Source organism: Chryseobacterium sp. MHB01 (assembly GCF_034651565.1).
GTDB lineage: Bacteria > Bacteroidota > Bacteroidia > Flavobacteriales > Weeksellaceae > Chryseobacterium > Chryseobacterium nepalense.
This window is the reverse complement of record NZ_JAYEDA010000003.1, coordinates 120,287-131,934: the sequence shown is the minus strand read 5'-3', so window position 1 is coordinate 131,934 and position 11,648 is coordinate 120,287. Positions and strand designations below refer to the sequence as shown.

Below are 11,648 nucleotides of genomic sequence, written 5' to 3'. Positions count from 1 at the left end.
AAGCATGGAAATCATTACAAAGCCAAAATCTGTTTTAAAAAAGTTCATGGATGTAAGATCGCGTTCTGAAGAAATCTGTAAGCCTCTTGAAATTGAAGATTATGTGGTGCAGCCTATTGTGGATGTTAGTCCGCCAAAATGGCATTTAGGGCATACAACGTGGTTTTTCGAGACATTCATATTACTTCCGAATTTTCCTTCTTATGAAGTTTTTGATCCGCAATATAATTTTGTGTTCAACAGTTATTACGAAACCATTGGGGCAAGAGTGATCCGTACCGACCGCGGAAATTTAAGCCGCCCGTCTGTTTCAGATGTATACCGATACCGAAAATACGTTGATGAGAAAATGACTGAATTTCTCAACAGTTACCATATAAATGATGCAATTCTTCCGATTCTGGAATTAGGCCTTAATCATGAACAGCAGCATCAGGAGCTTTTAATTACCGATATTAAATATATTTTGGGACATAATCCCCTTTTCCCGGCTTATAAAAAAGAGATTAAGGAAAACCAAAATCTATCTGGTGAAAAAAGAATGCTTCATTTTTCAGAGGGAATTTATGAAATCGGATTTGATGCACCAGCATTTTGCTTTGATAATGAGATGGGAAAACATAAAGTTTATCTGAATGATTTTGCGATTTCGGATCATCTGGTTACCAATGGGGAATATCTTGAGTTCATGGAAGCGGGAGGGTATTCGGATTTTAAATACTGGCATGCGGACGGCTGGAACTGGGTAAAAGAAAACGATGCACAATCTCCTTTATACTGGCATAAGATTGACGACAAATGGATGCATTATACTTTAAGCGGACTTCAGGAGGTAGATCCGGATGAAGAACTTTGTCATATCAACTTTTACGAAGCTTCCGCTTACGCAGCATGGAGAGGAATGCGACTTCCGACCGAGCAGGAATGGGAAGCCGCTTCATCATGTTTTTCATGGGGGAAAAGATGGGAGTGGACTAACAGCGCCTATCTTCCATATCCCGGTTTTAAAAAAGAGGCGGGAGCCGTAGGCGAGTACAATGGAAAATTTATGGTTAATCAAATGGTTTTACGCGGAGCATCTGTAGCCACTCCTCCGGGACACAGCAGACATACATACCGGAATTTTTTTCAGCCTGAGCTGAAATGGCAGTTTAGCGGAATAAGGCTTGCAAAATAAACATGAAAGACCAACCATCATACTTAAATTTTGATTCCGACAAGTATTTCTGGAAGCCGGATATAGATTACAGGAAACATCCTGAAAAATATAAAGTGGGAAAAGGAGAGCAGGGTGTATTGATCTGTGAACCATATAAGTCTGAAATTGGAAAATACTGGCGGTTTAAAAATGTGAATATCGCAAAAGAAAGTTCGGTGAAAATTTTTGAGCTGTTCAAAGAATATCTTGCTAATGATGATTTTGTAGGAGCCGATATGGCCCGGAAATATCTTCAAATGGGATTTACCCGGGCAAGGCGGTATTTCAACTATAAAAGCGGAAAAAAATATGATTCGCAAAATAATCATAAACCTTTACAGCGCGGAACAGGAGATCCCGAAAAAGAAAAATCAGCAGCTATTTTTTTTAGCAAATGGAAAGAAGCCGAAGCAGATGAACAGTACGCACAAATGAAAAAAGACTGGAAAAAGAATTTTGGATAACAAATAGTAAAATGTAACAATATATCAGTGTACCAGTTTACCAATAATGAATTGTTATTATTACACTGATATATTGTTACATTAAATTTATTTCTTCACCGCATTAATCATTTCCCTTTTCCCCGGAGGTCCCTGTTTTTTTTCCACTATAAAATCAAGTTCCTGAAGAATCCGTCTCACACTTCCTTTTGAAGAATAGGTTGTTAACAAACCGTTAACCGCCATTTTGTCAGAAACCATTTCAAACAGAGGTTTTTCCCAAAGATCAGGCTGTACTCTTGCGCCAAAACAGTCGTAATAAACCAGGTTTATTTTTGGTAAGTCTATGTTTTTCAGTTGAAAAAAATCACATTCTATTTTTTTTAGATGAAAACCTTTAACAATTTCAATATCTTTTTCCCACTCAGTCTGATGAATTTTATGATAAATATTTTTGAATTCCGGGTTATCAAACAGGTCAAAATATTCCAAATCGTTCATTTCAGATTCATTTATGGGATATTTTTCCAATGTAAAATAGTTGATGATATGATTTTTGTCAGTTTTTAAATATTCATTAATTGTTACCAAAACATTCAAACCTGTTCCAAAACCCAGTTCTAAAATATTAATTTCGTAATCATTTATTAAATTTAATCCATTTTTGATAAACACGTGTTCCGCTTCCTGAAGCGCTCCGTGATGAGAATGGTAGTTTTCATTTAAATCATTGATAAACAATGTTTTACTACCGTCGTTTGTGGTCTTAATTTCTCTTTTCAAACTATTTTTTTACAAAATTACTCTAAAATTTTTATATTTAGAAAATTATGTTAAATTTGTAGAACATCATAAAAAATTTTAGAAATGATAATTCAAAAAACTGAAAACTCCCGAATTTCTACATTCGATCCAAACAATTTTTCTTTCGGTAATACTTTTATTGATCACATGATCATCTGTGAGTATGAAGACGGAAAATGGGGTGATGTAAAATTGGTTCCTTATGGTCCACTGATGTTTACGCCTGCGATGATGGGGGTAAACTACGGACAAGCTTGTTTTGAAGGTATGAAAGCCTATAAAGACAAAGACGGACAGGTTTTCCTTTTCAGGCCCGAAAAGAATTTTGAACGTATCAATAAGTCGGCAAAACGTCTAGCTATGCCGGAAGTAACGGAAGAAATGTTCCTTGATGGATTAAAAGCTTTGGTTGATATTGACAGAGACTGGATTCCTCACGGAGAGGGAATGTCCTTGTATATCAGACCTTTAATTTTTGCAACAGAAGAAGCATTGAAAGCAAGAGTATCGAATAAATATATGTTTGCTATCGTTGCAACACCGGCAAAAAGCTACTATACAGCTCCGGTTTCCGTAAAAATTTCAGACCACTATTCAAGAGCGGCCAGCGGAGGAGTAGGTTCTGCAAAAGCAGCAGGAAACTATGCTGCATCTTTCTATCCTACACAACTTGCCATTGAAGAAGGGTATGAGCAGATTATCTGGACAGATGATGCTACTCACGAATACTTCGAGGAAAGCGGAACGATGAATGTTTTTGTGAGAATTAACGATACCATCTATACACCACCGACTTCAGAGAAAATTCTGGACGGAGTTACCAGAGACAGTTTTATCCAGTTGGCTAAAAAGAGAGGTATTGAAGTGAAAATTGAGCCTATTAAAGTAAAAGACGTTATTGAAGCTCAGAAAAACGGAACCCTGAAAGAAGTATGGGGCGTAGGAACAGCTGTAGTAACAACAGTTTTCGAAGCGCTAGGATATCAGGGAGAAAAGCTTGAATTGCCAAAATTATCCAGTGAAGAGAGTTATGCGGAATTGCTTAAAAATGATTTGGTAAGCCTTCAGAATAACCTCTCGGAAGATCCTTTCGGATGGAGAGTGCAGGTAGACCATGTTTTAGAAACTGTTTAATTTTTTTAAATTCTAAATAAATAAAGCCGGGATTTCCCGGCTTTATTGCTTTAACTATGTTGTTATTTGTTTTTCATGAGGTTGTTTATGCCAAAACCTTTAGGTGGAAGTAGTTCAAGTATCTTAATATGACTTGTTATAAATACTTTGCCTGCTTAGATCCTTACACAATGACAATTGGAGTGTAAAAGCATTAAGAATAAGTTTTAATTTACAATCAATGTATACATGTTTTCAAGTTTGTCATGCTGAAAGCATCTCAACATGATTTTATAAAGCCTTTACTTGGTTTAGATCCTTACAAATTGGAATTAATTTTAAACGAGTCATAATGAACGTGAAAATTCCCCTCCCTTGGATGGGTGTCAAAATTCCTGAGAATTTGACGGGGTGGTTCTGAAAAGTAACACTAGTGAATAATGAGTTTCACTTCTTTAGTCAATGGTCAATTCACGATTGACATTTCACATTTATTACGATATTAAATTGAAGATTCACCTGCAGAAATTAACTGTTCACCCAATTCTAGCCGCGATTGCAGCAATTGTCTGAGCTCATTTTTTAGTTTTGGGCGCGGCGGCGAAGCCGCCGCGCCCAAAACTAAAAAATAGCGAGTGCGGAAAGCGTGAAAAAGCTCCTGAAAAAATCAAACGGCACATGTATTAATAAGAAACGTCAAAAATTCTTACTCTTCATATTTGTGAAATATTTAAACTTTACTTTACAAGTTTTGTTAATCATTTCCGAAATGTGTATTTTCGCAAAAGTTTATGAAAAAAATACTCTTCATATCGATTCTTGGCTTATTCAGCTGCAGCAAGAATACGCAGACGCATCCACCCGTAGGAGGTGTGCTCAGCAAAAATGATCTTGATGTCTCCAAACAAAGGATGAAAAACCTTAACAGCCAGGAAAGATATCACATCCAGGAATGGATCAGCGGCCAGCCGGTAAAATATTATCCTACCCAGCTGAATTACTGGGTGAATGTTCAGGGGTTTGATCAAAGACAGAGAAGGCAGGATGATACTTTCATTTCGTATTCGTACGATCTTTATGATTTCGACCAGACAAAGATCTATGACCAGCCGGTGCAGAGAAGAGATGCCAGATTCGGACACTTTGATGAGCTGAAAGCGGTAGAAGATGCTTTGCGTTTTATCCATGATGGGGAAGAAGTTACACTTTTGGTTCCTTCGGCGCTTGCCTACGGTACATACGGAGATGAGAAGAAGATCGATAATGATATCCCTTTAATCATAAAATTAAAAGCATTATAATCAATGAAATTGTTTAACAAGAATATAATTCTGGCAGCGGCAAGCATTTCGCTCATGAGTTGTACACCAATTTATAAAAAAATGAACGTAGACAAAGAAACTTACGAAGGTCTTAATGACGGACTGTATGCAAATCTTCAGACAACGAAAGGAAATATGATCGTGAAGTTTGAAGACAAGAAAGCTCCTGTAACTGTAGCCAATTTTATTGGTCTTGCAGAAGGGAAAATCGACAACAAGGCAAAAGCCAAAGGAGTTCCTTACTATGACGGAACTATTTTCCACAGAGTGATCAAAGATTTCATGATCCAGGGAGGAGACCCTCAGGGAACGGGAATGGGAGATCCCGGGTATAAATTCGAGGACGAAAGAAACGATCTTAAACATACCGGAAAAGGAATTCTTTCCATGGCCAACTCAGGACCGAATACCAACGGTTCTCAGTTCTTCATCACAGAAGTGGCTACACCATGGTTAGACGGAAGACACACCATTTTCGGCAAAGTAGTAAAAGGAGAAGAAGTAATTGATGCGATTGCCAATGTAGAGAAAGGGCCTCAGGATAAGCCTAAAACAGATATCGTATTGGAAAAAGTGTCTGTCTTCAGCAAAGGAGACGAGTATAAAAACTACGACGCTGCAAAAACCTTCACGGAAGGAAAAGCAAAAATCGCAGAAAGCAACAAAGCGTTTTTAGCAAAAGAAGAAGCCGATAAGAAGAAAAAAGAAGAAGAATTCAAAGCCAACCAGGAAAAAATGGTGGAAGATATGAAAGCCGGAATGCAGAAAACTGAATCCGGGCTGTATTATAAAATCACCAAAACTACCGATGGGAAAGCTCCGAAAGCAGGTGATAATGTTTCCGTACATTATGCCGGAAAATTGGTTGACGGTTCTGAATTCGATTCTTCATTCAAAAGAAACGAGCCGATTGAAATTCCGATCGGGATGGGAAGAGTAATTAAAGGATGGGACGAAGGTATCCTTTTATTAAAAGAAGGTGAAACCGCTACCTTATTGATTCCGCCGGCAATGGGCTACGGAGAAAGAGGGGCAGGAGGTGTAATCCCGCCAAATGCATGGCTGATCTTCGATGTTGAGCTGGTAAAAGTAAAATAATCAAACTTACTATATAATTGAAAAGCCGTCCGTAAGGATGGCTTTTTAACGATTTAACCCAAGATTAAAATAACCATGAATAAAAAATACTATTTAATCATCCTTTTATTGTTTTTTAATAATGCTTTTTCACAAATCAGCTTTTTGCCCTATAAAAACAAATGGACAGAATCCTGGCCGGAAGTTGTGAAAATAGGAGATGTAAATAATGACGGACTTAATGATGTAGTTTTAGGGTTGCAGAATTACGGTTCAAGTATAAATAATCATTCGATTTTGGTATATCTGCAAAATGTAAACGGAACGCTGGATGCACCGGTCAGATATCCTTACGCAAGTGATTTTAAAAACATAGGTTCTATTGACATCGGGGATCTTAATCAGGACGGGAAAAACGATATCATTGTCGGAATCAAATCGCCATCCTCTTTTTACGGGATCTTTTACCAGAATGCATCCGGAACGTTGGATCCTATAATTACCTTTCCCATCTCTGAAACCAATGAAAGAGTAAGAATTGCGGATATGAACCGGGATGGCAGAAATGATATTGTTCTTTCCAACTGGCAGAATATTCAGGTGTTATATCAGCAGAATACACCCGGAACTTTCCAGACTTTTACAATTCCTAAGCCTGCAAATGCTTATTTTCATCCGGCTCCGATGGTAGAAATTGCTGACATGAATAATGACGCCAGCAATGACCTGGTAATCCATATCCCGAATCTGCATGCAGTGTATACCTATTTTTCTGTAGGAAATACATTGAATCCCAATCCCGTAGTATTTGATACAGGCCAGACGTACGACGGTATGACGTTAGGAGACATTAACAATGATACTAAGAAGGATCTGATTCTTTGTAAAGGATCGAATGGTAATTCTAAGATCAGGATATTACATCAGGTTTCCGGCAGTGCACTTTATGCAGACCAGGGGGAAATTCCGGTTTATGAACTTCCTGATGCCGTAAAAATTGCCGATCTCAATAATGACGGGAAGAACGAAATTATTGCTGCTCACGGAGGCTGGAGTAAAGTAACGGTGTATTCCCAAAATACATCGGGGAATTATGCCAACGGCTATCAGTCATTTCCGGTGGCTTATGCTACGAGTTATAACGAAGATGGCATTGCGGTTGGTGATATTAATAATGACGGCAAAAAAGACATTGTAATTGCTGATTATAATGTAGGCTTGGATATTTTATATAATATAAGTGCAGTTCTGGCAAACGAAGAAGTTGAAAAAAAATATTCATTGACGATCTATCCGAATCCTGCAACCGATTATATTAGCATAAAAGGAGTTTCAGTGTTTGACAGGTATAATATCTATGATATGTCAGGAAGAATGATCACATCCGGTAACCTGAACAGCAAAGATATTGATATTAGGAATTTATCAGCCGGAAAATACATTTTGGCTTTACATGCATCCAGGAATGCGAATGCAAAACAGGTGATGACCCCTTTTATCAAAAAATAATGTAGAAATCACTTTGTAACGATTCCACCGAATTCCGCGACCTATCAGCGAAAATCCAACGTCACTCGGGTAGGTTTTGAAAGTTCGTATTGGGAAGTTAATTATCTGAATAAGTTGATGCATTTCTCAGTTGTATTATGAAAAACACCGAGCTGACGTACATAAAAAGTAATAAAATTATGAAAACCAGATCACTGCTGTTTGTATTCGTCCTGATCTCCTCTTTAACATTTGCTCAGGCAAAGCAGAATTCCGACGATGCAGCCATTAAAAAAAGCCTTTCCTATTTCATGAATTCGGTGATGACTAAAAAGATCGACCAGGCTGTCGGCTATATTTACCCGAAATTCTTTACCGTTGTTCCGAAGGAACAGATGACCCAGATCCTGAACATGACGTACAACAATCCCTTCATGAAGATTGAAGTCAGCAACCTGAAATTCGGGAATATTGAAAAGGCGGAACTCATCAACGGGGAATATTTCTCCATTGCCCATTATTATTTTACCATGAAATGCAATATGTCTTCCCTGAATGACGATATGAAAAAACAGGTCAACACCATGCTGGAAAAAAGATACGGGAAAAACAACGTGAAATATCTGTCAAAGGAAGGTATCTACACCATCAATACGAATATGCAGGCCTGCGCCGTTTCCAAAGACCGCAAAAACTGGAAGTTTGTGATTGTCGAAAAGGAATACAAACCGCAATTGGTAAAAGTGCTTCCGAAGAAAGTATTAGATAAAATTTAGAATTTTAAATGTTTTATTGAAAGCTGTCCGTTGGGATGGCTTTTACATTATAAATGATGAAATTAAGCTAAAAAGGTAAGTTTTAATGATTTTACATTTCCCACAAAAACCTTATTTTAGCCATAAAATAAGCCCATGATAAAAATCCTTTACACCTTATTTCTATTTTCAGCGGTTACGGTTTTCGGACAGGGGAAAATTTTTTTTGAAAAAGGGGAGGTACAGCTGCAGCAGCCTGTTGAAAAAGTCGGCCTGAGATATGAAAACAACCTGCCGTTTGTAAAGGTGAACATCAGCGGGAAAACCTACAATTTTATTTTCGATTCCGGGGCGCCGACGGTTATTTCCCAGGCGATTTACAAAGAACTCAACCTCAGGAAAAAATACAAAAGATCCATTAAAGATTCTGATGAAAAGGTGCAGCAGCAGATCTTCACCGAACTTCCGGAAATGAAAGTGGACAACCTTGTTTTTAAAAACGTAGGCGCTATTGTACTTGATCTAAACTCAGCGGAACTGGGATGCCTGAAAGTGGATGGCATTATCGGAGCCAATCAGATGGCAAAACTCTTCTGGAAAGTCAACTATTCCGAAAACACCCTGGATGCTTCTGCAGATCTTTCCAATTTTAACGTTCAGGATTATGACATTGTGATTCCTTTTGACAGTCAGCCGCAAAAGACGCCTGTCATTACCGCATCGCTTCTCCATAAAGATATAAAACTGACTTTCGATACCGGGTTTACAGGCAGGCTGGAAATTTCCGGCGATGGCATTGATCCCAAAATCTTTCAGCATGTGATCAAAACTTTCGGGACACGTACTACCGGCGCTTTCGGGACCGCCACTCCGGCAGCTGGATATATTTTCCGTGCCGATTCCCTGAAAATGGGAAATACAGTGTTTCAGGATGAAAAGATAGGCTCAGGAAAAACGGATCTTATCGGGAATGAATTCTTTAAAGATTTCACCTTCATCCTCGACTGGAAAAACAGCAAAATCTACATGAAAAGAATCGCCAAAAGTCCTTCAACTCTTGAGTCGTTCGGTTTCAGTTATAGGTTTGTCAATGGCAATGCGATGGTAACTTTTGTTTTCGAAGAAGACAATTTTCCACTGAAAATCGGGGACGCTATTCTCAGCATGAACGGAATTTCTTTCCAGAATCTTGATAAAGAAAAGTCGTGTTATTATTTCATTAACCGCGTGGAAAAGGATCTGGATCGCCTCAAATTACAGATAAAACGAGGCGGTAAGATTATTGATATACAAATGAATAAAAAGGTGTATCTGAAGTAGTTTTTCTAATGATGCTTATAATAATCGGAACAGTTTTTATCCTACCATAAATCTGCTAAATCAGCAAAATCAGCGGGAGAAACAAATTAATCTTTTTTAATTTTTAGCGCAAAGTATGCTTGGTTATTTAATTAAATATTGCGCTTATCTCCGTTCGCAAGGCGTTCCACTCAGCAAATGAAAGATGTATTTTAAAAATTAACAATTTTGAATTCAGCATTGCTATCATTTGCTGAACAGAGTGCCCTTGCGAGCGTAAATTAATAAACAATAAAATATCGCCTTGCGGACTTAGCATTAATGTATATAATATCAATCATTTTTTAATTAGTCCAGCAGATCCCAAAGATTATCCAGATTAAATCATGTGCTTTATCAAATCAACTTGTTGATTACTCTTTGTTCCTTAAATAATACGGTTATTTATCATCATCTTTGCGATTGAATTCATACATAATAACATTGCATTGCGATCATAGTATTAAAAATAAGAAAACTTTATTTTATCGCAAAGAACGCTTGGTTATTAATTAATATCTTGCGTCTATTTCCGTTCGCAAAGGCGTTCTACTCAGCAAATGAAAGATGTATTTAAAGATTAACAATTTTGAATTCAGCATTGCTATCATTTGCTGAACAGAGTGCCCTTGCGAGCGTAAATTAATAAACAATAAAATATCGCCTTGCGGACGTGGCGTTAATGTATATAATATCAACCATTTTTTAATTAGTCCCGCAGATCCCACAGGTTATCCAGATTAAATCATGTGCTTTATCAAATCAACTTGTTGATTACTCTTTGCTCCTTAAATAATACGGTTATTTATCATCATCTTTGCGATTGAATTCATACATAATAATATTGCATTGCGATCATAGTATTAAAAATAAGAAAACTTTATTTTTTATCGCAAAGAACGCTTGGTTATTAATTAATATCTTGCGTCTATTTCCGTTCGCAAAGGCGTTCCACACCAAATGAAAGATGTATTTTAAAGATTAACAATTTTTGAATTCAGCATTACTATCACTTGCTGAACAGAGTGCCCTTTCGAGCGTAAATTAACAAACAATAAAATATTGCCTTGCGGACGTATCGTTAATGTATATAATATCAATCATTTTTTAATTAGTCCAGCAGATCCTACAGATAATCCAGATTAAATCATGAGCTTTCAAATCAACTTGTTGATTACTCTTTGCTCCTTAAATAATACGGTTATTTATCATCATCTTTGCGATTGAATTCATACATAATAACATTGCATTGCGATCATAGTATTAAAAATAAGAAAACTTTATTTTTTATCGCAAAGAACGCTTGGTTATTAATTATATCTTGCGTCTATTTCCGTTCGCAAAAACGTTCTACTTAGCAAATGACAGATGTATTTTAAAGATTAACAATTTTGAATCAGCATTGCTATCACTTGCTGAACAGAGTGCCCTTGCGAGCGTAAATTAATAAACAATAAAATATCGCCTTGCGGACTTAGCATTAATGTATATAATATCAATCATTTTTTAATTAGTCCAGCAGATCCTACAGATAATCCAGATTAAATCATGAGCTTTCAAATCAACCTGTTGATTACTCTTTGCTCCTTAAATGATACGGTTATTTATCATCATCTTCGATTGAATTCATACAGAATAAACATTGTATTGCGATCATAGTATTAAAAATAAGAAAACTTTATTTTTTATCGCAAAGAACGCTTGGTTATTAATTAATATCTTGCGTCTATTTCCGTTCGCAAAAACGTTCTACTTAGCAAATGACAGATGTATTTTAAAGATTAACAATTTTGAATCAGCATTGCTATCACTTGCTGAACAGAGTGCCCTTGCGAGCGTAAATTAACAAACAATAAAATATTGCCTTGCGGACTTAGCGTTAATGTTATAATCAATCATCCGGAAAATCTGCTGCAGGGGTGCAACAACCTTTCCCGGTTACCGGAAAGCTTCCTGCAGGGTGCGGCAGCCTTTCGGGTGTTCCCGAAAGTTCACTGCAGGGTGCAGCAGCCTTTCGGTAACACCCGAAAGTTCATTACTAGGGTGCGACAGGTTTTCGGGAAAGTATGCTAAGAAATCATCTCAAAAAAACCGCTCTTAAAAAAGAACG

General features: G+C 37.2%; 10 protein-coding genes. 9 read left to right on the top strand and 1 reads right to left on the bottom strand.

Features of this window, described 5'->3' with window-relative positions:
• Positions 1-4 precede the first annotated feature (4 nt).
• Both egtB and U9K52_RS06795 read left to right on the top strand, forming a co-directional pair.
• Entirely contained in the window at positions 5-1,177 is a 1,173-nt protein-coding gene (gene egtB / locus U9K52_RS06800) for an ergothioneine biosynthesis protein EgtB (RefSeq protein ID WP_322925725.1), read from the top strand.
• Positions 1,178-1,179: 2 nt separating this feature from the next.
• Entirely contained in the window at positions 1,180-1,662 is a 483-nt protein-coding gene (locus tag U9K52_RS06795) for a DUF4385 domain-containing protein (protein WP_322925724.1), read from the top strand.
• Positions 1,663-1,749: 87 nt separating this feature from the next.
• Here the strand turns inward: U9K52_RS06795 and mnmD are convergent, their stop codons facing one another.
• On the bottom strand, positions 1,750-2,424 hold the full coding sequence (mnmD, locus tag U9K52_RS06790; protein ID WP_322925723.1) for a tRNA (5-methylaminomethyl-2-thiouridine)(34)-methyltransferase MnmD: 675 nt from the start codon (positions 2,422-2,424) through the stop codon (positions 1,750-1,752).
• 84 nt (positions 2,425-2,508) lie between these two features.
• Here mnmD and U9K52_RS06785 point away from each other — a divergent pair, with 84 nt between their 5' ends.
• From U9K52_RS06785 to U9K52_RS06755, 7 genes are all read left to right on the top strand, one after another.
• On the top strand, positions 2,509-3,579 hold the full coding sequence (locus U9K52_RS06785) for a branched-chain amino acid aminotransferase (RefSeq protein WP_248393130.1): 1,071 nt from the start codon (positions 2,509-2,511) through the stop codon (positions 3,577-3,579).
• Between the two features lie 770 nt (positions 3,580-4,349).
• On the top strand, positions 4,350-4,859 hold the full coding sequence (locus tag U9K52_RS06780; RefSeq protein ID WP_248393131.1) for an FKBP-type peptidyl-prolyl cis-trans isomerase: 510 nt from the start codon (positions 4,350-4,352) through the stop codon (positions 4,857-4,859).
• A gap of 81 nt (positions 4,860-4,940) precedes the next feature.
• Positions 4,941-5,978: a peptidylprolyl isomerase gene (locus U9K52_RS06775; protein ID WP_322925722.1), complete on the top strand. Its 1,038-nt coding sequence runs from the start codon at positions 4,941-4,943 to the stop codon at positions 5,976-5,978.
• Between the two features lie 75 nt (positions 5,979-6,053).
• Positions 6,054-7,466, top strand: coding sequence for an FG-GAP repeat domain-containing protein (locus U9K52_RS06770; RefSeq protein ID WP_322925721.1), 1,413 nt, complete (start codon positions 6,054-6,056; stop codon positions 7,464-7,466).
• Positions 7,467-7,645: 179 nt separating this feature from the next.
• Positions 7,646-8,221, top strand: a complete 576-nt coding sequence (locus U9K52_RS06765) for a hypothetical protein (RefSeq protein WP_322925720.1) — start codon at positions 7,646-7,648, stop codon at positions 8,219-8,221.
• A gap of 135 nt (positions 8,222-8,356) precedes the next feature.
• The gene (locus U9K52_RS06760) at positions 8,357-9,520 is read left to right on the top strand and encodes a retropepsin-like aspartic protease (protein ID WP_322925719.1); all 1,164 of its coding nucleotides are present in this window, start codon (positions 8,357-8,359) and stop codon (positions 9,518-9,520) included.
• 1,878 nt (positions 9,521-11,398) lie between these two features.
• Positions 11,399-11,611, top strand: a complete 213-nt coding sequence (locus U9K52_RS06755) for a hypothetical protein (protein ID WP_322925718.1) — start codon at positions 11,399-11,401, stop codon at positions 11,609-11,611.
• Positions 11,612-11,648 lie beyond the last annotated feature (37 nt).

Excerpts from the sequence above, each read along its gene's own strand:
- egtB (WP_322925725.1), top strand. The coding sequence starts at position 5 with ATGGAAATCATTACAAAGCCAAAATCTGTTTTAAAAAAGTTCATGGAT.
- U9K52_RS06795 (WP_322925724.1), top strand. The coding sequence starts at position 1,180 with ATGAAAGACCAACCATCATACTTAAATTTTGATTCCGACAAGTATTTC.
- U9K52_RS06785 (WP_248393130.1), top strand. The coding sequence starts at position 2,509 with ATGATAATTCAAAAAACTGAAAACTCCCGAATTTCTACATTCGATCCA.
- U9K52_RS06780 (WP_248393131.1), top strand. The coding sequence starts at position 4,350 with ATGAAAAAAATACTCTTCATATCGATTCTTGGCTTATTCAGCTGCAGC.
- U9K52_RS06775 (WP_322925722.1), top strand. The coding sequence starts at position 4,941 with ATGAACGTAGACAAAGAAACTTACGAAGGTCTTAATGACGGACTGTAT.
- U9K52_RS06770 (WP_322925721.1), top strand. The coding sequence starts at position 6,054 with ATGAATAAAAAATACTATTTAATCATCCTTTTATTGTTTTTTAATAAT.
- U9K52_RS06765 (WP_322925720.1), top strand. The coding sequence starts at position 7,646 with ATGAAAACCAGATCACTGCTGTTTGTATTCGTCCTGATCTCCTCTTTA.
- U9K52_RS06760 (WP_322925719.1), top strand. The coding sequence starts at position 8,357 with ATGATAAAAATCCTTTACACCTTATTTCTATTTTCAGCGGTTACGGTT.